Origin of the sequence: Streptomyces sp. Ag109_O5-10, assembly GCF_900105755.1 — a bacterium.
Classification (GTDB): Bacteria; Actinomycetota; Actinomycetes; order Streptomycetales; family Streptomycetaceae; genus Streptomyces.
In genome coordinates this window covers 6,881,573-6,901,952 of sequence record NZ_FNTQ01000001.1, presented here as the reverse complement: position 1 = coordinate 6,901,952, position 20,380 = coordinate 6,881,573, and the positions used below count along the sequence as shown (strand labels likewise).

Genomic DNA, 20,380 nt, shown 5'->3' with positions numbered 1-20,380 from the left:
CGTGAACAGGCGATGGCCGGGCTCGCGGTTACTGGTCAGTCACTAAAGCCGTGGACTACCGTACGCGGAGGAACACCAACCTGTGTGACGCACCGAACATCTCGCCGGACCCCCCTGTCGAAGAAGCCATACCGGCGGGTAACGTCCGGGCAGTCCAGTCGTGCTCAGGAATTCAACCGCCGGATCTTCCAGCCCGTGGCGAACCCTGAGCACCTGCCCGAGCCTTGGACCGCACCGTCGCATCGCACAACGTCGTGGCGTCGGCGCCCTATGAGGAGCAGCAGTCTTGCGCGAGTTCAGCCTTCCGGCTTTGTACGAGGTCCCCGCGGACGGCAATCTGACCGACATCGTCCGCAGAAACGCCGCGCAGCATCCGGACGCAGCCGTGATGGCCCGCAAGGTCGGCGGTGTCTGGCAGGACGTGACCGCCACCGCCTTCCTCGCCGAGGTGCACGCGGCGGCCAAGGGCCTCATCGCCTCCGGCATCCAGCCGGGCGACCGGGTCGGCCTGATGTCCCGCACCCGCTACGAGTGGACGCTCCTCGACTTCGCGATCTGGAGCGCCGGCGCGGTCACCGTGCCGGTGTACGAGACCAGCTCCCCGGAGCAGGTGCAGTGGATCCTCAGCGACTCCGGCGCGACCGCCTGCATCGTCGAACTGGACGTCCACACGGCCGCCGTCGAGTCGGTGCGCGAGACGCTGCCCGCCCTCAAGCAGGTCTGGCAGATCGAGGCCGGCGCCCTGGAGGAACTCGGCAGACTCGGCCAGGGCGTCACCGACGCCACGGTCGACGAGCGCAGCTCGCAGGCGAGGGCGGACGACCCGGCGACGATCGTCTACACGAGCGGTACGACCGGCCGCCCCAAGGGCTGCGTCCTCACCCACCGCGCCTTCTTCGCGGAGTGCGGCAACATCGTGGAGCGGCTGCGCCCCCTGTTCCGCACCGGCGAGTGTTCCGTCCTCCTCTTCCTCCCGCTCGCGCACGTCTTCGGCCGCCTCGTCCAGATCGCCCCGATGATGGCGCCGATCAAGCTGGGCTGCGTCCCGGACATCAAGAACCTCACCGACGAGCTGGCCGCCTTCCGGCCGACGCTGATCCTCGGCGTCCCGCGTGTCTTCGAGAAGGTCTACAACTCGGCGCGCGCCAAAGCGCAGGCGGACGGCAAGGGCAAGATCTTCGACAAGGCCGCGGACACCGCCATCGCGTACAGCAAGGCGCTGGACACGCCGTCCGGCCCGGCGCTCGGCCTGAAGATCAAGCACAAGACCTTCGACAAGCTCGTCTACAGCAAGCTGCGCGCGGTGCTCGGCGGCCGGGGCGAGTACGCGATCTCGGGCGGCGCCCCGCTCGGCGAGCGGCTCGGCCACTTCTTCCGCGGTATCGGCTTTACGGTCCTGGAGGGCTACGGCCTGACCGAGTCCTGCGCGGCGACCGCGTTCAACCCCTGGGACCGGACCAAGATCGGCACGGTCGGGCAGCCGCTGCCCGGTTCGGTGATCCGCATCGGGGACGACGGCGAGGTGCTGCTGCACGGCGAGCACCTGTTCAAGGAGTACTGGAACAACCCGGGCGCGACCGCCGAGGCGCTGGCCGACGGCTGGTTCCACACCGGCGACATCGGCACCCTGGACGAGGACGGCTACCTCAGGATCACCGGCCGCAAGAAGGAGATCATCGTCACCGCCGGCGGCAAGAACGTCGCCCCGGCCGTGATCGAGGACCGGATCCGCGCCCACGCGCTGGTCGCGGAGTGCATGGTGGTGGGCGACGGGCGGCCCTTCGTGGGCGCGCTGATCACCGTCGACGACGAGTTCCTGGGCCGCTGGGCGGCCGACCACGGCAAGCCGGCGGGCTCCACCGCGGCGTCGCTGCGCGACGACCCGGATCTGATCGCTGCGATCCAGGACGCCGTCGACGACGGCAACGCCGCGGTGTCGAAGGCGGAATCGGTGCGGAAGTTCCGCATTCTGTCCTCCCAGTTCTCGGAGGAGTCGGGCCACCTGACGCCGTCCCTGAAGCTCAAGCGCAACGTGGTGGCGAAGGACTACGCGGACGAGATCGAGGCCATCTACCAGAAGTAGCGGGCCACTTGGGGTTGCGGGGGTTGCTCAGAAGTCCTCGGCGAGAACCCGTTCCATCGTCCGCTCGGCGAGCGCGGTGATGGTGACGAACGGGTTCACACCGATGTTCCCCGGCACCAGCGAGCCGTCCGTGACGTACAGCTTCGCGTACCCCTTCACCCGGCCGTAGTTGTCGGTCGCCTGCCCCAGGACGCAGCCGCCCAGCGGGTGGTAGCAGAAGTCGTCCGCGAACACCTTGCCGGTCGAGCCGAACAGGTCGTACCGGTAGATCGTGGCGTTGGCCAGGTTGATCCGGTCGAACAGCTTCTTCGCCATGGCGACCGAGACCGCGCTCTGGGCCGCGGTCCAGCCCAGCTTCACCCCGTCCCTCGCGGGGTCGTAGGTGAAGGACGCCCGTTGCGGGTTCTTGGTGATCGCCAGGTACAGGCTCACCCAGGTCTCGAACCCGATGGGCAGCGGGGCGATCTCCGCGAAGACCGGGTTGGCGGTGTTGGCCCAGTCGTCGATGCCCATGACCGGCATGGTCGCCTGGTTGGCGCCGGTGGTGTCCCAGATGTGGTTGGCGCGCCCCACCATGGTGTTGCCGTTGGTGCTCCAGCCCGCCCCCACACTGGAGTTGAGCGCGGGCAGTGCCCCGGTGTCCCGGGCCCGCACGAGCAGTTCGGTGGTCCCGAGGCTGCCGCCCCCCAGGAACAGGTAGGTACAGCTGTACCGCTTGCTCTCGACGACGTTCCCGCTCGTGTCGATCCGGTCCACGCTCAGCACGTACGACCCGTCGCTCGCCCTGGTGACGGCCTTCACCTTCTCCAGGGTGTGGATGGTGAGGTTGCCGGTGCCGAGGGCGGCGGCCAGGTAGGTCTTGTCGAGGCTCTTCTTGCCGTGGTTGTTGCCGTAGATGACCTCCTGGGCGAGCGCGGACCTGGTGGCGGCGCCGGCGGCCTCCTGCTGCATGTACCCGAAGTCGTAGACGTTGGGGACGAAGGTGGTCTTGAGCCCGGTGTTCGCGGCGGCCTTCCTGGACGTCCGGGTGAACTGGTACCACTCGGTCGACTCGAACCAGCCGGCGTCGACGGTGTTGACGCCCAGCATGGTGCGGGCGCGCGGGAAGTACGTGCCGTACATCGCGGCCGCGTCCACGGTCGGGAACTGCTCGGAGAAGTACGACTGGAGCGGGGTGACCGCCATCCCCCCGTTGACCAGCGACCCGCCGCCGACACCGCGCCCCACGTAGACGGACATGGTGTCGAAGTGCACCCGGTCGAGGACTCCCGCGTAGGAGTCGATGTCCTTGTTGACGACGTCCAGCCAGAGGAAGGTGGCGAGCGGGGCCTCGGTGCGGGTCTTGAACCACATGGACCGCTTGTCCGGGGCGGCGGTGGAGCAGAAGATCTTGCCGTCGGAGCCGGCCGTGTTCCACAGCTGCCCCATCTCGATCATGAGGGTCCGGACGCCGGCCTGCCCGAGCCGGAGCGCGGCCACGGCCCCGCCGTAGCCCGAACCGACCACGATCGCGGGCGCGTTGTCGACGTCGGCCGCTTCCTCGGCGGCCTGCGCCGACTGGAGCCCGACCCGGGTGATACCGGCCGCCGCGGCGGTCTGGAGGGCGATCATGCCCAGTATGTGACGTCTCGTCAGCTGACGCTGCATCAGTTTTGCTGTCATGCGCGCAGCATGTGCGGATTTTCCGGTTCCGCCTAGAGCTGCGACAGAGTTGGTGACAACGCGGCCCGGCCCGCTACAGCAACTCCTTCAGCCGCTCCGCGAGAAGATCCCACCGCCACCGCTCCTCGACCCACCGCCGCCCGCGCTCCCCCATCCGCTGCCGCAGTTCGGCGTCCCCCAGGAGCGCCACGATGCGCTCGGCGGCCTCCTCCGGGGATCCGCCCCGCACGACCCACCCGGTCTCCCCGTCGAGGACCGCGTCCGGCGCCCCGCCCGAATCCCCCGCCACCACCGGCAGGCCTGTCGCCGAGGCCTCCAGGTACACGATCCCGAGCCCCTCCACGTCCAGCCCGCCCCGGCGGGTCCTGCACGGCATGGCGAACACGTCTCCGGCGCCGTAGTGCGCGGGCAGCTCCGCCCACGGCACGGCGCCCGTGAAGCGCACGGAGGCCTCGACGCCGGTCTCCCTCGCGAGGCGCCGCAGCTCCTTCCCGTACGGCCCGCCGCCCACGATCAGCAGCACCGCGTCCGGCTGGGCGGCCAGGATCAGCGGCATCGCGAGGATCAGGGTGTCCTGCCCCTTGCGCGGCACCAGCCGCGACACGCACACGACCACCGGCCGGCCGCTCAGCCCCAGCCCCTCCCGCACCTCGGCACCCCCCGAGCCGGGATGGAAGGTCTTCTCGTCCACCCCCGGCGGCAGCTGCACCATCCGCCCGGCCGCCTCCGCACCGAGCGCGGCCGCGATCCGGGACCGCGTGTACTCACCGAGGTAGGTGATCGTGTCGGTCGCGTCCCCGATCCGCCCGAGCAGCTGCCGGGCGGCCGGCAGCTGGGCCCAGCCCGCCTCGTGCCCGTGGGTCGTGGCGACCAGCCGCCGCGCCCCGGCCTTCCGCAGCGCCGGCGCCATCAGCCCCAGCGGTGCGGCCGCCCCGAACCACACCGACGTACACCCGTGCTCCCGCAGCAGCCCGACCGCCGTCCGGGTCGCCCGGGGCGTCGGCAGCAGCATCGTCGTACGGTCGCGCACGACGGTGAACGGCTGCTCCGCGTCGAACGCGGCGGTGGCCTCGGCGCCCTCCCGGCCCCGCTTCCAGGTGGACGCGTAGACCACGACCCGCTCGGGGTCCAGACGCAGGACCACGTTGTGCAGGAACGCCTGGATACCGCCCGGCCGGGGCGGGAAGTCATTGGTCACGACGAGGGTCTTGTTCATCGGCGCCGACCCTACCCGCACAGGGCGTGCGGCCGCGCTTCATGGCCCCCGCACAGGACGCCGGGAGATCATGTGGCCCACTCGACACGGCGATGCCGACGGACAGGGGCTCAGGTGGACAGGACGGGCGTGCGGCGTGCCCTGGCGTTGTTGCTGGTCACGTGGGGTGCCACCCGGCTGGTGCTGCTGCTGTTCGTCCTGAAGGTGTTCGTCTTCCCCGGCGCGGACGTCACCAGCGACGTCTCCGTGATCTACCAGGGCTGGTACGAGGTCCTGCGGCACGGAACGTTTCCCCTGGACGACGTCACCTGGCAGTACCCGCCCGCCGCCGCCCTGGCGATCCTCTCCCCCGGCCTCCTCCCCTTCCTGGACTACCCGACCGCCTTCTTCGTCCTGGCCTGTCTCGCCGACCTGGTGGTCCTCGCCCTCCTCCTCCGCGCCGGCCCGCGCCCCGGCCGCACCCTGCGCGGCGCCTGGGTCTGGGTGCTGGGCGTCCCGCTGCTCGGCCCCACCGTCTACGCCCGCTACGACCTGATGGTCACCGCCGTCGCCGTCGCCGCGCTGCTCGCCGGGGCCCGGCATCCCCGGATCATGGGCGCCCTCGTCGGCTTCGGCGCGATGGTCAAGGTGTGGCCGGCGCTGCTCCTCGTGGGAGCCGTACGGCGGCGGGCCTGGGGGGCGGCGGTCGTCACGGCGGGCGCGATCGGCACCCTGTTCGCGGTGGCCATGCCGGGCGCGTTCTCGTTCCTGACCTTCCAGCGGGACCGGGGCACCGAGGTGGAGTCCCTCGGCGCGCTGGTCCTCCACATCGCCCGGCACTTCGGCTGGCACGGCGAGGTGCTGCTCAACTACGGCTCGATCGAATTCCTCGGCCCGCACGTGAAGGCGGTGAGCACGGCGGCGCTGCTGCTCACCGTGCTCGCCTTCGGCTGGCTGCTGCTGTGGCGGCTGTCCGCGGTCCGCTTCCGCTCCCACACGCCGGCGGACGCGGCCTTCACCGCCGTCCTCCTGTTCACGGTCACCAGCCGGGTGATCAGCCCTCAGTACATGGTGTGGCTGGTGGGCCTGGCCGCCGTCTGCCTCTGCTTCCGCGCCGGCCGGATGACCCTGCCGGCCGTCCTGCTCCTTTCGGCGGCCTTCGTGACCGTCCTGGAGTTCCCGGTCGGCTTCTCGCACGTCGTGGTCAGCGACTGGTCCGGCATCACCCTGCTCCTCCTGCGCAACGGCCTGCTGGTGGCGGCCACGGTCACGGCGGCCCGCGCCCTGTGGCACTCCACGGTGACCGGGGACACCGCCGCCCCCTTCCCGTCCTCGGCGGCCCGGGCGAAGGGGACCGCGGTCTCCTCCTGAACCCGGCTGCGCGGCTCAGTCGCCCAGCTGAGCCCGCACGTAGTCGCGCCAGCGGGCGGTGAAGGCCGGGAGAGTCGTGCCGAGTCGCGTCTTCAGGGCGTCCTCCACGGCGCCCGTGCGTGACGTGTGGGCGCCGACGGCGCGGTAGAAGGCGCCGAGCTTGTCCTCGCCCCAGTGGGCGGCGATCATCCGGCAGGCCAGCCAGCCGCCCTCGTAGGCCTGGGCCAGTTTGGTGGGGTCGTCGGTGAAGCCGAAGTCCTGGTCGGCGGGGAGGTCTCCGGGGGTGTCCCCGGCCTCGACGGCGCGGGCGAGTTCGGGGGCCGCCTCGGTGGGCGTGCGGCTGGTGCCGAGGTAGCCGATCCAGTCGGCGTAGCCCTCGGAGAGCCAGAGCGGGGTGGCGGCCGTGGTGTGGGCGCGGGTGGCCACGTGGGTCGTCTCGTGGGTGAGGACGACCTGCCGGCCGACCGTGCCGAGGATCGCGTACGCCTCCGGGTTGAGGATGACCCGGTCGGCGGGTGCCTGACCGGAGCCTCCCGCCTCGCCGGTGGTGACGGCGGCGATGCCCTTGTAGTTGGCGGCGGGGGCGCCCAGCAGGCCCGCCATGCCGTTCAGCGACCCGGGTACCAGCAGGACCACCCGCTGCGTCCAGTCCGTGCCCCAGGCCTTGGAGACCGCGGGGACGGCGGTGTCGGCGAGCCGGGCGTAGTCGCGCAGCGTGGCCGGGGACTGGCCGACGCCGAGGACGAGGGCGTGGGCGGTCTTGACGGCGGTCACCTTGCCCTGGTCCCAGAGCTGCTGCCCGGACTTCTTGGCGGGCTTGTCGTATGTGACATACCACTGTCCGTCGGCCGTGCGGCTGAGGGTCAGCGCCCGGTCGGTCGTCACCGGTGCCTTGTCGTACCCCTGTATCCGGTAGCTGAGCTGTGCGTCGGCGGTGGCTCCGGAGGCGTCGGGGTGGAGGGCGGTGAGCCGGTACCTCCACTCCGCGAGCGGTACGGCGCGCAGGTCGGCGTACGCACTCCGGGCGCCGGTCTCGGCGTACACCTGCTCGTCGTGGCCGAGGACCGCGGCCGAGCGGCGGTCCAGGACCTGCTGCACCTCGGCCATCGCCGTACCGGTCGGCGACTGCCCGCCGCCGCATCCGGCCAGCGGCAGGAGCAGCAGACACAGTCCCACCGCTCCTGAGCGCCACACCCGTCCACGACCAGCCACTTTCCGATCGTAAGGGCAGAAGCCCGGAAGTCAGGGCCGGGTGACGGAGGAGACCGGCATCATTCCTACCGGGTCGTAGCGGACCGGGGCGCCGGGGTAGGGGGCGTGGATGACCTGGCCGTTGCCGACGTACATGCCCACATGGCTGGCGTCGGAGCGATAGACGACCAGGTCACCGGGTTGCGCCTCGGAGAGCGGGACCTGGTGGCCGGCGTAGCGCTGCTCCTGCGAGGTGCGCGGGAGGTGGATCCCGGCGTGGGCGTAGGACCACTGCATCAGGCCCGAGCAGTCGAACCCGGAGGGGCCGTTGGCGCCCCAGACGTAGGGCTTGCCGAGGGCGGAGCGGGCGGCGGCGATCGCGGCGGCGGCGCGGGCGTCGGGGACGGTGGCGCCGGAGAGGCCGGGCAGGTCGGCGCGGTCGTCGCCGCGGGAGGCGTGCTCGAAGGCGACGAGGTCGGCGGCGGGCATCGCGTTGAGCAGCCGCCGGGCCTGGGCGAGCTTGCGCTCCACGACGGCCTTGTGCGCGGCGACGGCCTTGCGGCTCTTCTCCAGCTCGACGAGGTTCCCGGCGGCCTCGGTGCGCTCCTGGGCGAGTTCGCGCATCGCCGTCCGGAGCCGCCTGAGCTGCCCGGCCTGGCAGGCGTCGACGCGGTCGAGCAGGGAGGCCCGGTCGAGGTAGTCCTGCGGGTCGTCGGAGAACAGCAGGGCCACGGTGGGGTCGAGGCCGCCGGAGCGGTACTGGGCACCGGCGAGCGAACCGAGCGCCTCCCGCATGGTGTTGATGCGCTGCTGCTGGCGGGCGATGCGGTCCTGGGACTCGTTGACCTCGCGGCGCAGCGCGCCGGCCCGCTCGTCGGCCTTGTCGTAGGCCTGGGTCGCCTCCTCGGCCTGCTGGTACAGCCGGTCCACCTCGGCACGGGCGTCGGCGTGCGGGGCTGCGCTCGCCGGTACGGCACCGAGCGTGGCGGCCGCGGCCGAGAGCACGCAGATTGCGGCACCGGCGCCCCGGTTGAACCCGGACGACGGTGCGAGACGGCGATGAGACCCCACGGCGGTCCTTCTGCTGGCGGACGGGAACCGCTTCCCCCGGCACGGGGGACGGGGATGCCCGGGCACCGGAGGAAACGCGCCGACAGTAGCCGCGTGAGCACACCCCGGCCAAAGACCTCCACGGCCGCACAAACGCCACGCCCCGCCGCTGACGCAGGTCACCGGCGGGGTGTGGAGTCAGTTCCGGTCGGCGCGATTCGCCCGTTCGGGCGTCTCGGCGAGTTGATCTTCGGCCGTACGGGTGTCGCCGTAACCCGGTGGGGTCAGATCCGGACGCCGAACTCGAAGGTCATGTCACCGATCGACTCGTAGCGGACGACGGCACCGGTGTGCGGGGCGTGCAGTACCTGGCCGTTGCCGGCGTAGAGGCCGACGTGGTGGTAGTCGCCGTAGAAGATGACCAGGTCGCCGACCTTGAGGTCGCTCTCGCTGTAGATGCGGGTGCCGGCGTTGGCCTGCGCCTCGGAGGTGCGCGGGATGGTGACGCCGGCCTGGGCGTAGGCCCAGGAGGTCAGGCCCGAGCAGTCGAAGGAGGACGGGCCGGAGGCGCCGTAGACGTACGGGGAGCCGATCACGGACTGGGCGGCGGAGAAGGCGGCGGCGGCCCGGCCGGAGGCGGAGCCCGTGTTGCCGAGGTTCACGCGGGAGGAGGCGCGGCTGGCGGCCTGGGCCTGCTCGGCGTCGAGGGCGGCCTTCTCCTTGGCGGTCAGCGTGTTGAGCAGCTTCTGCGCGTCGGCGAGCTTGCCCTGCACGGCCGACTTCTGCTTGGCGAGCTCGGTGCGGGTGGCGGAGAGGTCCTTGAGCTTGTCCGAGGCCTCTGCCCGCTCCTGGGCGAGTTCGCGCTGTTTGTCCTGGATCTTCTTCAGGGCCTCGACCTGCTGGCCGCTCAACTGGTCGAGCGTGGACGCCTTGTCGAGGTAGTCGTCGGGGTTGGACGAGAGGAAGAGCTGGACCGACGGGTCGATGCCGCCGGAGCGGTACTGCGCGGTGGCCAGCGAACCGAGGCTGTCCCGCAGCTTGTTGAGGTCCTCCTGCCCACGAGCCACGTTGTCCTGGATCGTGGATATCTCCTTCTGCAGCTTGTGCTGCTTGTCCTTGGCGCCGTCCAGCTTCTCGGTGGCCTGCTCGGCCTCCTCGTAGAGCTTGTCGACCTTCGCCTTGACCTCGTCCTTGGTCAGCTTCTCGCTGGGCGCCGCGTTGGCGGCGTTGGCGCTGAGGACTACGGCGGCGGCCGCTGCGGTGGTGAGCACGGTCACGCGCGCACGGCTCGGCTGCTTGGGTCGACGATGGGACGCCACGGAGACGGGCTCCTTCGTTTGAGTGATCACCCGTGTGGAGGTTCGAGGCCCGACCCTAGTGACCTACCTGTGATCAGTTCAAACCCAGCAGCCAAAAAAGTGGTCACGCAACGCACTCTTTGCACATAACTCACGAGCAGTAATGCGCGATTGACGCTACGTTGCGTGACGGTTCGGTCAATTCGGGCATTGCATATGCGGGTTGCACCTTCAGGACAGTCGCTTCAGAAGCATGGCAGAAGCGACCGGACGGGCGCCCGCCTTCGCGACCCCGTCGGCGACCTCGCGGTCGGTCGAGGCGACGATCACCGGCCGGCCCGGCGGCTCGGCGCGCACCAGCTGGCGGATCAACTCGTCCGCGGTGACACCGGGCTTGGAGAAGAGGACCCGGACCCCGCGCGGCGGGGCGAGCAGCACCGGCGCGACCAGTTCGGCGCCGTCGAAGACGCAGGTGACCTCGGCGCCGGTCTGGGCGGCGAGCTGGGAGAGCTGGCCGAGCAACCGCAGCCGCTGCTTCTCCAGGGGCATCTGCGGATAGCCGGTCTTGGTCACGTTGTAGCCGTCGACGACCAAGTGCGCCTGGGGCAGGGCGAGCAGCTGGTCGAGGATGGCGGGGTCGTGCTCGGACAGGGCACGCGCCGCGATGTCCTTCGGGGTCATTCGTCCCGGTTCGACCGCGTCCACGGTCTCGGCGGGCCGCACCGACACCGGTGGCAACGCCAGCTCCCGGCGCAGCCCCTGGGCCGCGTCGAGGACGGTGTCGAGGAGCAGCCGCAGCCGCATGTCCTCGACGCTGCGCCCCTCACGGGCGGCCCGCCGGCTGGCCTCCAGGGCCGCCTCGGCCTCGCCGAGCCGGGCCTTGAGCCGCCGGCTCTCGCTCTCCGCGGCGGACACCAGGGACTGCCCCTCGGCCCGCCCGGCCTCCATCTCGGCCTGCAGCTTGCGCAGCGCCGCCTCGCCGCGCTTCACGTCACTGAGGGCGGCCCGCAGCTTGCGGTGAAGCGATTCCGCTTCCTTCTTGGCCGCGTCCAGCTCGGCGCGCAGCCGCTCCGTCTCGGACCGGGTCTGCTCCCGGGCCCGGTCCAGCTCCTCGCGCAGCCGCTCCAGTTCGGCCCGGCTCTCCTCGTCGGCCCGCTCGGCGTCCGCCCGCTGGGCCTCCTCGCCGGCCGCCGCCACGAGCTTCACCCAGCCCGCGGGGCGCAGCACATAGGCCGCGGCCGCCACGTCGAGCGGGTCCGCGGCCGGGGGCGGGGAGCCGGAGTCCAGGGCGCCGGCCAGTTCCGGCTGGGCCTCTCTCAGCTTCTCCCCGATCCGCTGCCGGAAGAGGGTGTCCGTCTCCAGCGCGGCCGCCATGGCGTTCCCCGCGAACTTGGCCCGGCGATTCGGGGCGAACCGGGCGTACTGCCTTAGCTGTGCGGGCAGTTCGGCGAGGGTCAGGCCGCCGAACCCGTCCGACACGATCTGCACGACACGCCGTCGCACGCCGTCGGGCAACGGACGGTCAAGCACCTCGGCGGTGCCGTCGCCCGGCCCCCCGCCTGTGGTCTCCACCATCCGTCACACCCCATCACCTGTACGGGGCCGGCTCCCGGCATCAGGAGTCGGCGCCCGGCCTGTCCACGAGTTCCACCTGGTCCACCGCGTTGCACCAGCGGCAGCGCACCGACTCGATGGTCTCACTGACCACCTCGCGCTCCTCGACCTTCGGCTCACCGGCCAGGTCGAGGTGGACGTACTCGACCACCTTCGACGAGCGGGTCACGTCGAAGCGCGTGAGGTTGCCGCAGAGGGTGCAGCGCCACCGCGTCGTGGCGGTCGGCAGGGGAACCGTCATCGTGGCTTGTTCGCTTCCTTCTAGTGTCCGTGACGCGCCGTCCCGACGCGTGTGGCTCGTAACCCTACGGCCTGGCGGGTACTCGACGCCGCCCTGTCCACGGCGGCGAGGCGATCTGCACCAGTGCGTCCGGTTACGCCATGCTCTATGTCCATGATCGGCGACTGGAACACCACGGCGGCGCGGACCCTGCGGAGCCTGCGTGGCACGTCCGCACCCATGACGTACACCCTGATCGCCGTGTGCTGCCTGATCTTCGTGCTCGGCCCCGCCTCCGGCTTCACCCCGTCCTACGGCACCGGAGAGGCCCTCGCGGCCGCCCAGCGGGCGTACTTCCGGCACTGGGGGGTGGTCCCCGCCGACCTGTTCGACGGTCCGGTGCGGGAGGCGCTGACCCCGGCCACGGCGCTGTTCATCCACGGCAGCTGGGTGCACCTGCTCGGCAACATGCTCTTCCTCTTCGTCTTCGGGGCGATGACCGAGGAACGGATGGGCCGCGTGGAGTTCACTCTCTTCTACATCGGCTGCGGCTATCTCGCGCTGCTCGGCTACGCGGTCGCCAACGCCACGTCCCCGCAGTCGCTGGTGGGTGCGTCCGGGGCGATCTCGGCGGTCCTCGGAGCGTTCCTGTACCTGTTCCCCAGCGCCCGTGTGACCAGTCTCCTCCCCTTCCTCTTCTTCCTCCCGCTCCGGTTCCCGGCCTGGGTGGTCCTCCCCTTCTGGGCGGCCCTCCAGTGGCTGGCCCTGGACCAGGCCCCCTCCGGCCCCGGCGTGGCCTACCTCGCGCACCTGGTCGGGTTCGGACTCGGGTTCGGCTACGCGTGGGTGCGGTACGGCCGTACCACTAAAGTGAAGGTCGCCCCAGCTCCGGCACCCGAGGGAGAGAACCAGCCGTGATCACCGCGATCGTCCTCATCAAGACCAGCGTGGACCGGATCCCCGAGATCGCGGAACAGATCGCCGCGCTGGAGAGCGTCAGCGAGGTCTTCTCCGTCACCGGTACGTACGACCTGATCGCCATGGTCCGGGTGCGCGAGCACGAGGACCTGGCCGAGGTGATCCCGGGCCGCATCAGCAAGATCCAGGGCGTGGAGGGCACGGACACGCACGTCGCGTTCCGCACGTACTCCCAGCACGACCTGGAGGCGGCGTTCGCGATCGGCCTGGACAGCTGAGGCAGTACCTTTTCGGGGCGCCCCGACTGCAGCGCGCCCCAAAGGGGCGCTGGGGGTACCCCCAGCGACCAGCCCCCACCGGCCGGCAGCGGGCACGAAGCGCCGTGGCCCCCGCGGGTACGTCGTGGCTCGTCGCCCAGTTCCCCGCGCCCCTTACGGGGCGCTGCCCCTGAGGTCGTCCGGATCAGACCGCCGGGACGCAGCGGCCTTCTTCCGTGCGGTACGTCCACTTGGCGCCGTGGGCCACCAGTTCCTTCACGGCGTTCACGAAGCGCTCAACGTGCTCGTCCGGCGTCCCCGCCCCGAAGCTCACCCGGATGGCGTTGAGGGACTTCTCGCCCGGTGCCGCCTCCGGCGCCCCGCACTCGCCCTGGGTCTGCGGGTCGGAGCCCAGCAGGGTCCTGACCAGCGGGTGGGCGCAGAAGAGGCCGTCGCGGACGCCGATGCCGTACTCGGCGGAGAGGGCGGCGGCGAAGTGGGAGCTGTTCCAGCCGTCCACCACGAAGCTGATCACGCCGACGCGCGGGGCGTCGTCGCCGAAGAGCGAGAGGACCCGGACCTCGGGGACCTCGGCCAGCCCCGCCCGCACCTTCTCGATCAGGTGCCGCTCGCGGGCGACCAGCGTGTCGAAGCCCGCCTCGGTGAGCGCCTTGCAGGCGGCGGCGATGGAGTAGGCGCCGATGACGTTGGGCGAGCCGGCCTCGTGCCGCGCGGCGCCCTCGTGCCACTCCACGGCCACTCCCCCGTCCTCGCGCCGGGTGACCTTGCGGCTGGCACCGCCGCCCGCGAGGTAGGGCTCGGCGGCCCGCAGCCAGTCGGCGCGGCCGGCCAGGACGCCGGAGCCGAAGGGGGCGTACAGCTTGTGGCCGGAGAAGGCAACCCAGTCGACGTCCAGGTCGCGGACGGAGACGGGGTGGTGCGGGGCCAGCTGGGCGGCGTCCAGGACGATCCGGGCGCCGTGCGCGTGCGCGGCGGCCGCGAGCTCCCGTACGGGCCACAGCTCGCCGGTGACGTTGGAGGCGCCGGTGACGCAGACCAGGGCCGGCCCGTACGGGTCACGGCCGGCGAGGGCGCGCTCCAGGGTCTCGACGGCCTGACGCGGGGTGCGGGGGGCGTCGAGGTAGGTGACGCGGGCGTCCTGCCAGGGCAGCAGGGAGGCGTGGTGCTCGGTCTCGAAGACGAACACCTGGCAGCCGGCGGGCAGGGCACGGGCCAGGAGGTTCAGGGAGTCCGTCGTCGAGCGGGTGAAGACCAGCTGGTCGTCGGGGCGGCAGTCGAGGAACTCGGCGACGGTCCGGCGGGCGTTCTCGAAGAGGTCGGTGGAGAGCTGGGAGAGGTAGCCGGCGCCGCGGTGGACGCTGCCGTAGTAGGGCGCGTAGGCCGCGACGTCGTCCCAGACCCGCTGGAGGGCGGGGGCGCTGGCCGCGTAGTCGAGGGCGGCGTAGGTGACCTCGCCGCCGGTGACGAGCGGGACGGTGACATCCCGCCCTAGAACGGGCAGCGGGGCACAAACGGACCGGGCGGCGGCAGCGGTGGAGACGGACATGGGTGAACTCCTGTGTGAGCAGGTGGGATCCGCCGTGCGAGCGGGTGCGCTCAAGCAGCGGCGGGGAAAAAGGGGGATGCGGAGGCGGGGCTCTGCGGCCCTATCGCATTCGCTTGCTCACGGAAGACTCCTCGACGACCAGGACCCCTGGTGTACGAGGGGTCCGCGCTTGCCGCAGACCTCACTGCCTGCGGCCTGGTCTTCACCCGGGGCACCCCGCCACGGACGGAGGGTTGCCGGACAGTCGGCCGGGGCCTCATGACTGTCACTCATGACCTGGGAAGAAACGTAGGTGAACTGATCGCGAGCGCGCAACTCCTGTCCGGATGACGGGACACCGCCAGGTGCCGAGGCCGGGCCCTTGCCATCGGCGCCGGTCCCGAAATCCTCGTTACGCCGCGACGGCGATCAGCGCGACGGTGGAGCCCGGCGGTGCCGGACTCCACCCCGGCCGGCTGGGCCGGCCCCTAGCTGTTCGTCGCCGCCGCCCAGCGCTCCAGGGTCCGCTTGGCCGCACCCGAGTCGATCGACTCGGCTGCCCTGTCCATGCCGGCGCGGAGCTGCTCGGGCAGGGTCCCGGCGCCCGGGTCCAGGGCCACCAGGGCCGCCGCCGAGTTCAGGAGTACCGCGTCCCGCACCGGGCCCTGCTCGCCGTCCAGGAGGCGGCGGGCGACCTCCGCGTTGTAGGACGGGTCGCCGCCCCGCAGCGCCTCCACGGGGACCAGGTCGATGCCGACGTCGCGGGGGTCGAAGGTCTCCTCCGTGACCTTGCCGTCGCGGACGATCCAGACGTGGGACGTGGCGGTCGTCGTCAGTTCGTCGAGGCCGTCGTCGCCGCGGAAGACGAGGGAGGAGTGGCCGCGTTCGGCGAAGACGCCCGCGACCACGGGGGCCATGCGGGGGTCGGCGACGCCGACGGCCTGGGCGCGGACCCGTGCCGGATTGGTCAGCGGGCCGAGGATGTTGAAGACCGTGCGGATGCCCAGCTGGCCGCGCGCCGCGCCCGCGTGCCGGAGCGCCGGGTGGAACTTGATCGCGAAGCAGAAGGTGATACCGGCCTCCTCGGCGACCTCGGCGACCCGCCGCGGGGTCAGGTCGAGGTTGACGCCGAGCTTCTCCAGGACGTCCGATGCCCCGGACGCGGAGGACGCGGCCCGGTTGCCGTGCTTGACGACCTTCGCACCGGTGCCGGCCACCACGAGCGCCGACATCGTGGAGATGTTCACCGTCTTGGCACCGTCGCCGCCGGTGCCGACGATGTCGACGGTGCGGCCCGGTACCTCGATGACGTTGGCGTGCGCGTACATGGCGCGGACCAGGCCGTTGATCTCGTCGACCGTCTCGCCCTTGGCCCGCAGGGCGACGACGAAGCCCGCGATCTGGGCGTCGGTGGCCTGGCCGCGCATGATCTGGTCCATCGCCCAGGCCGTCGCGTCGGAGCTCTGGTCCTGTCCGTACAGGAGCGCGTTCAGTACCCCGGGCCAGGAACGGCCCGCCGCGGTGTCGCCTCCAGCGGGGGTCACAGCGCTCATAAAGCCGCTCCTGATCGTCGTACGGGCAACAGAGGTTCTCAGAGCTACCCTATCCAGCTCCGAGCACGGCGAAGGGCCCCCGTCCGTACACCGGGCGGGGGCCCTTCGACCGTGGCGTGGCGACGCGTCGATCAGTGGTGGCCGTGGCCGCTCGTGATCTCCTTGTACTCCTCGACAGTCGGCTTCGGGATCTGGTTGTCCTCGCCGTAGTAGGCGTTGCTCAGCTTGGCGCGGAGCTTCTCGGAGCCCTTGATCTTGCGCTCGACACCGTTCTCGTCGACCGCCGGGCCGACCTGGGCCGGCTCGTACTGGTGGTGCGCCGTGAGGGTGTGCAGCTGCTCCTGCGAGAGCGGCTCGTGGACCTCGATGAACTCACCGTGCGGCAGCCGCTTGATGATGCCGGTCTCGCGGCCGTGCAGCACCTTGTCGCGGTCCCGGCGCTGCAGGCCGAGGCAGATGCGCTTGGTCACGATGAACGCGATCACCGGTCCGGCGAAGAAGAAGATCCGGACGAACCAGGTCACGTCGTTGATCGACAGGTGGAAGTGGGTGGCGATGAGGTCGTTGCCACCACCGATCAGGCCCACCATGTACACGGTCACCCAGGCCACACCGAACCCGGTACGGGTCGGGGCGTTGCGCGGGCGGTCCAGGATGTGGTGCTCGCTCTTGTCACCGGTGACCCAGGACTCGATGAACGGGTAGACCGCGATCGCGCCCAGCACCAGCCCGAACAGGACCAGCGGGATGAAGACGCCCAGGACCAGGGTGTGGCCCCAGAAGTTGATCTCCCAGCCGGGCATGTAGCGGATCAGGCCCTCGGCGAAGCCCATGTACCAGTCGGGCTGGGCGCCGGTGGACACCTGGTCCGGACGGTAGGGGCCCATGGCCCAGATCGGGTTGATCTGGGTGGTCGCCGCGATGGCCGCGATGACACCGAAGACCAGGAAGAAGAAGCCTCCGGCCTTGGCCATGTAGACCGGCAGCAGCGGCATGCCGACGACGTTCTTCTCGGTCTTTCCGGGGCCCGCGAACTGCGTGTGCTTGTGGTAGAAGACCAGGATCAGGTGGCCCACCATCAGGCCGAGCATGATGCCCGGCAGCAGCAGGATGTGGATCGAGTAGAACCGCCCCACGAAGTCGTGGCCGGGGAACTCGCCGCCGAAGAGGAAGTACGAGATGTACGTGCCGACGATCGGCATCGACAGGATGGCGCCCTCGGTGAAGCGGACACCGGTGCCGGAGAGCAGGTCGTCCGGGAGCGAGTAACCGGTGAAGCCGGTGAACATGCCCAGGACGAACAGCAGGAAGCCGAACAGCCAGTTGATCTCACGCGGCTTGCGGAACGCGCCGGTGAAGAACACGCGCATCATGTGCACGAACATGCCAGCGAGGAAGATCAGCGCGGCCCAGTGGTGGATCTGCCGGATGAGCAGGCCACCGCGCACGTCGAAGGAGATGTGCAGGGTCGAGCTGAACGCCTCGGACATCATCTGTCCCTGGAGCGGGACGTAGCTGCCGTGGTACACCACCTCGTTCATCGAGGGGTGGAAGAACAGCGTCAGGTACACACCCGTCAGGATGATGATGATGAAGCTGTACATGCACACTTCGCCCAACATGAACGACCAGTGGTCGGGGAAGATCTTGCGCATGTTGGACTTGGCCAGGGAGTAGATCCCGAGCCGTCCGTCGGCCCAGTCGGCGATGCGCTCGCCGGCCGGTGCCTGACCGCGCTCGGCGCGGTACTCGGAGTTCTCGTTAGTGCTCATCCGCGCTCCCAGAAGGCAGGACCGACGGGCTCGTCGAAGTCGCCGAGCGCCTGGAGGTAGCCCTCCTCGCTCACGCCGATGCGCAGCTGCGGCAGGGCGTGGCCGGCCGGGCCGAAGATCACTCGGGCTCCGTCGGAGAGGTCGAAGGTGGACTGGTGGCACGGGCAGAGCACGTGGTGGGTCTGCTGCTCGTACAGCGAGATCGGGCAGCCCACGTGGGTGCAGATCTTCGAGAAGGCGACGATGCCCTCGTGTGACCACTCGAGCTCGCGCTTGTCCTTGATGTTGTCCGGCTGCAGCCGGATGATCATCAGGGCCGCCTTCGCCATCACGTTCTGGAAGTCCTCCTGGGACTCCTCGACGCCCTCGGGCTTGGCGAAGGTCAGCGAGCCGACGGCGACGTCGGAGGGACGCAGCGGCTCGTTGGTGTTCATGTTGACGAGCAGCTTGCCCTTCGACCACGCCGTGTGGCGCAGCGAGGTGCCGGGCAGCGGGCCGAGGTCGCGCAGCAGCACGACGCCGGAGAGCGGGACCAGGGTCAGCGCGCCGAACATCGTGGTGCGGATCAGCTTGCGCCGGCCGATCGCCGACTCCTTCGCGCCCTGCTTGAAGTCGGCCAGGACCTTGGCCTTGACCTCCGGCGGGGCCGAGATGGCGTGCCGCTCGTCGGCGACCTCCACGTCGGACATCAGGGTGCGGGCCCAGTGGACCGCGCCCGCGCCGATGCAGAACAGCGCCGCGCCGAGGGTGAGGCCCAGGGCGAAGTTCAGCGCGCTGATGTGACCGATCGGGAAGACGAAGATCGACTTGTCTTTGGGGATCGTCACATAGGAGGCGATGAAGCCGGCCGTGGCCAGCATCGACACCGTGAACAGCGTGGCCACGACGCGCTCGGACCGCTTGGCGGCCCGCTCGTCGATGTCCTGGATCCGGTGCTCGTGGGGCGGCAGACCCGGGTCCGAGAAGGGGTCCCTCTCGTCCGCGACGCTCACCGCGCCGTGCGCGTGGTGGTCCTGCTCAGCGGGCAGGTTCTCTTCTGGAATGTCTTGGCTACTCATGACTTCTTGGCCTTTGCGGTCCGAGCGGCGACCCAGACGGCGACCGCGATCAGTGCACCGAGACCGAAGATCCAGGCGAACAGACCCTCGCTGACCGGCCCGAGGCCGCCCAGGTTGAGGCCGCCGGGGTTCTCCGTGTTGCTGCTGTTGACCGCGTTCAGGTACGCGATGATGTCCTTCTTGTTCTTCTCCGTCAGCGTGGTGTCGGGGAAGGACGGCATGTTCTGCGGGCCCGTCTGCATGGCCTCGTAGACGTGCTTGGGGGCGACGTTCTCAAGGCTCGGGGCGAACTTGCCCTTGGTCAGCGCACCGCCCGAGCCCACGAAGTTGTGGCACTGCGCGCAGTTGGTGCGGAAGAGCTCGCCACCCTTGGCGATGTCGGCACCGTCCGGGCCGTACTGCTCCGCGGTCGGGACCTCGGGACCGGCGCCCAGCGAGGCGACGTACGCCGCGAGCTGGTCGATCTGGGCCTGGGTGTAGATGTTCTTCTTCTTGACGACCTGCGGGCCCTGCGAGGTGGCGGCCGGCATACGGCCGGTGCCGACCTGGAAGTCGACGGCCGCGGCGCCCACGCCCACCAGGCTGGGGCCGTCGGACGAACCCTGACCGCCGGTGCCGTGGCAGCTGGCGCAACCGACCGAGTAGAGCTTCTTGCCCTCTTCGATGGTCAGGGACTGGGATGTTTCATCGGCCTGCGCCTTGCCCGCGGGTGCGAACGCGGCGTACAGCCCCCCTGTGCATGCCAGCGCGAGGAGTAGGACGACGACCGCCGCCAGCGGATGGCGTCGTCGTGCGGAGAGCTTTTTCACGGATTACCCCGGTGTCAGGATCTTCTGCGTCGATGCTTCTGGAAAGTGCGCTTCTGCGGCGCGTGGTGCCGGCCCGGCTACTTGATCAGGTAGATCGTGGCGAAGAGGCCGATCCACACGACATCGACGAAGTGCCAGTAGTAGGACACGACGATGGCCGCGGTCGCCTGCTCGTGCGTGAACCTCTTCGCCGCGTAGGTGCGCCCCAGGACGAACAGGAAGGCGATGAGGCCGCCCGTCACGTGCATGCCGTGGAACCCGGTGGTCAGGTAGAACACCGAACCGTACGGGTCGGAGGACAGGGAGATCCCGTCCGTCCTGACCAGGTTCGTGTACTCGTAGATCTGACCGCCGATGAAGATCGCACCCATGATGAAGGTGACGATGAACCAGCCCCGGAGCTTCTTCACGTCCCCGCGCTCGGCGGCGAACACGCCGAGCTGGCAGGTGAGGGAGGAGAGCACCAGGATCGTGGTGTTGGTCGCCGAGAAGGGGATGTCGAGGTGACTCGCCATCTCCTTCCAGTGAGCCTCGCCGGTCACCGATCGCAGGGTGAAGTACATCGCGAAGAGGGCCGCGAAGAACATCAGCTCGGAACTCAGCCAGATGATGGTTCCGACGCTGGTGAGGTTCGGCCTGTTGACCGACGGGTGCGCGTGCCCGGTATCTACTGTCGTTGCTGTCGCCACGACCGACATTATGTCGGTCGCTTATCTCGCGCTCACTCCGGGGGGTGCCGTTCGGAGTGTCCGCCCCCTGTGTAGTGCCCGGATGGCCCATCGA

General features: G+C 70.3%; 17 protein-coding genes and 1 riboswitch. Of the genes, 4 read left to right on the top strand and 13 right to left on the bottom strand.

Annotation, left to right across the window (positions count from 1 at the left end; all coding sequences use genetic code 11):
• Positions 1-286 precede the first annotated feature (286 nt).
• Positions 287-2,083 (top strand): AMP-dependent synthetase/ligase, encoded by a 1,797-nt coding sequence (locus BLW82_RS31460; RefSeq protein ID WP_093503995.1) that lies wholly within the window; start codon positions 287-289, stop codon positions 2,081-2,083.
• Between the two features lie 27 nt (positions 2,084-2,110).
• Here BLW82_RS31460 and BLW82_RS31455 read toward each other — a convergent pair whose 3' ends face one another.
• Positions 2,111-3,694 carry a GMC oxidoreductase gene (locus BLW82_RS31455; RefSeq protein ID WP_093503993.1) on the bottom strand — a complete coding sequence of 528 codons (1,584 nt, stop codon included), beginning with the start codon at positions 3,692-3,694 and terminating at the stop codon, positions 2,111-2,113.
• A gap of 124 nt (positions 3,695-3,818) precedes the next feature.
• Positions 3,819-4,961: a glycosyltransferase family 4 protein gene (locus tag BLW82_RS31450; RefSeq protein WP_093503991.1), complete on the bottom strand. Its 1,143-nt coding sequence runs from the start codon at positions 4,959-4,961 to the stop codon at positions 3,819-3,821.
• A gap of 114 nt (positions 4,962-5,075) precedes the next feature.
• On the opposite strand from BLW82_RS31450, the gene BLW82_RS31445 reads away from it, so the two are divergent.
• Positions 5,076-6,311, top strand: coding sequence for a glycosyltransferase family 87 protein (locus BLW82_RS31445; RefSeq protein ID WP_093503989.1), 1,236 nt, complete (start codon positions 5,076-5,078; stop codon positions 6,309-6,311).
• Between the two features lie 15 nt (positions 6,312-6,326).
• On the opposite strand, the gene BLW82_RS31440 is transcribed toward BLW82_RS31445, so the two are convergent.
• From BLW82_RS31440 to BLW82_RS31420, 5 genes are all read right to left on the bottom strand, one after another.
• A complete protein-coding gene (locus BLW82_RS31440) occupies positions 6,327-7,487 on the bottom strand; it encodes a hypothetical protein (protein ID WP_093503986.1) in 1,161 nt (386 codons plus the stop codon).
• Positions 7,488-7,553: 66 nt separating this feature from the next.
• Positions 7,554-8,573, bottom strand: coding sequence for a C40 family peptidase (locus BLW82_RS31435; protein ID WP_177233134.1), 1,020 nt, complete (start codon positions 8,571-8,573; stop codon positions 7,554-7,556).
• Between the two features lie 263 nt (positions 8,574-8,836).
• Positions 8,837-9,871 carry a C40 family peptidase gene (locus tag BLW82_RS31430; protein WP_093503981.1) on the bottom strand — a complete coding sequence of 345 codons (1,035 nt, stop codon included), beginning with the start codon at positions 9,869-9,871 and terminating at the stop codon, positions 8,837-8,839.
• Positions 9,872-10,081: 210 nt separating this feature from the next.
• The gene (locus BLW82_RS31425; RefSeq protein ID WP_093503979.1) at positions 10,082-11,425 is read right to left on the bottom strand and encodes an NYN domain-containing protein; all 1,344 of its coding nucleotides are present in this window, start codon (positions 11,423-11,425) and stop codon (positions 10,082-10,084) included.
• Between the two features lie 40 nt (positions 11,426-11,465).
• Positions 11,466-11,705 (bottom strand): hypothetical protein, encoded by a 240-nt coding sequence (locus BLW82_RS31420; protein WP_009309707.1) that lies wholly within the window; start codon positions 11,703-11,705, stop codon positions 11,466-11,468.
• A gap of 153 nt (positions 11,706-11,858) precedes the next feature.
• Between BLW82_RS31420 and BLW82_RS31415 the strand changes: the two genes are divergently transcribed.
• Both BLW82_RS31415 and BLW82_RS31410 read left to right on the top strand, forming a co-directional pair.
• Positions 11,859-12,602, top strand: a complete 744-nt coding sequence (locus BLW82_RS31415; protein ID WP_093508387.1) for a rhomboid family intramembrane serine protease — start codon at positions 11,859-11,861, stop codon at positions 12,600-12,602.
• Positions 12,599-12,880, top strand: a complete 282-nt coding sequence (locus BLW82_RS31410) for an Lrp/AsnC family transcriptional regulator (RefSeq protein ID WP_093503977.1) — start codon at positions 12,599-12,601, stop codon at positions 12,878-12,880. The genes BLW82_RS31415 and BLW82_RS31410 overlap by 4 nt, the downstream gene beginning before the upstream one ends.
• A 184-nt stretch (positions 12,881-13,064) precedes the next feature.
• Here the strand turns inward: BLW82_RS31410 and BLW82_RS31405 are convergent, their stop codons facing one another.
• The 6 genes from BLW82_RS31405 to BLW82_RS31380 all read right to left on the bottom strand — a co-directional run bounded on the left by BLW82_RS31405 (position 13,065) and on the right by BLW82_RS31380 (position 20,295).
• Positions 13,065-14,426, bottom strand: a complete 1,362-nt coding sequence (locus BLW82_RS31405) for an aminotransferase class V-fold PLP-dependent enzyme (RefSeq protein WP_093503975.1) — start codon at positions 14,424-14,426, stop codon at positions 13,065-13,067.
• A 160-nt stretch (positions 14,427-14,586) separates the two neighbouring features.
• Positions 14,587-14,703, bottom strand: a riboswitch (SAM riboswitch).
• 190 nt (positions 14,704-14,893) lie between these two features.
• On the bottom strand, positions 14,894-15,958 hold the full coding sequence (gene trpD / locus BLW82_RS31400; RefSeq protein ID WP_093503973.1) for an anthranilate phosphoribosyltransferase: 1,065 nt from the start codon (positions 15,956-15,958) through the stop codon (positions 14,894-14,896).
• A gap of 131 nt (positions 15,959-16,089) precedes the next feature.
• Positions 16,090-17,730, bottom strand: a complete 1,641-nt coding sequence (locus tag BLW82_RS31395) for a cytochrome bc1 complex cytochrome b subunit (RefSeq protein WP_093503971.1) — start codon at positions 17,728-17,730, stop codon at positions 16,090-16,092.
• Positions 17,727-18,788: a cytochrome bc1 complex Rieske iron-sulfur subunit gene (locus tag BLW82_RS31390; protein WP_093503969.1), complete on the bottom strand. Its 1,062-nt coding sequence runs from the start codon at positions 18,786-18,788 to the stop codon at positions 17,727-17,729. The genes BLW82_RS31395 and BLW82_RS31390 overlap by 4 nt, the downstream gene beginning before the upstream one ends.
• Positions 18,785-19,597, bottom strand: a complete 813-nt coding sequence (locus tag BLW82_RS31385) for a cytochrome bc1 complex diheme cytochrome c subunit (RefSeq protein ID WP_093503967.1) — start codon at positions 19,595-19,597, stop codon at positions 18,785-18,787. Before BLW82_RS31385 ends, BLW82_RS31390 begins: the two co-directional genes overlap by 4 nt.
• 77 nt (positions 19,598-19,674) lie before the next feature.
• Positions 19,675-20,295, bottom strand: a complete 621-nt coding sequence (locus BLW82_RS31380) for an aa3-type cytochrome oxidase subunit III (RefSeq protein WP_093503965.1) — start codon at positions 20,293-20,295, stop codon at positions 19,675-19,677.
• Positions 20,296-20,380: the final 85 nt, after the last annotated feature.

Bases quoted from the DNA above. Each gene is read 5' to 3' on its own strand.
- BLW82_RS31390 (WP_093503969.1), bottom strand. From the start codon at position 18,788: ATGAGTAGCCAAGACATTCCAGAAGAGAACCTGCCCGCTGAGCAGGAC.
- BLW82_RS31450 (WP_093503991.1), bottom strand. From the start codon at position 4,961: ATGAACAAGACCCTCGTCGTGACCAATGACTTCCCGCCCCGGCCGGGC.
- BLW82_RS31425 (WP_093503979.1), bottom strand. From the start codon at position 11,425: ATGGTGGAGACCACAGGCGGGGGGCCGGGCGACGGCACCGCCGAGGTG.
- BLW82_RS31405 (WP_093503975.1), bottom strand. From the start codon at position 14,426: ATGTCCGTCTCCACCGCTGCCGCCGCCCGGTCCGTTTGTGCCCCGCTG.
- BLW82_RS31380 (WP_093503965.1), bottom strand. From the start codon at position 20,295: ATGTCGGTCGTGGCGACAGCAACGACAGTAGATACCGGGCACGCGCAC.
- BLW82_RS31420 (WP_009309707.1), bottom strand. From the start codon at position 11,705: ATGACGGTTCCCCTGCCGACCGCCACGACGCGGTGGCGCTGCACCCTC.
- BLW82_RS31455 (WP_093503993.1), bottom strand. From the start codon at position 3,694: ATGATCGCCCTCCAGACCGCCGCGGCGGCCGGTATCACCCGGGTCGGG.
- BLW82_RS31395 (WP_093503971.1), bottom strand. From the start codon at position 17,730: ATGAGCACTAACGAGAACTCCGAGTACCGCGCCGAGCGCGGTCAGGCA.
- trpD (WP_093503973.1), bottom strand. From the start codon at position 15,958: ATGAGCGCTGTGACCCCCGCTGGAGGCGACACCGCGGCGGGCCGTTCC.
- BLW82_RS31415 (WP_093508387.1), top strand. From the start codon at position 11,859: ATGATCGGCGACTGGAACACCACGGCGGCGCGGACCCTGCGGAGCCTG.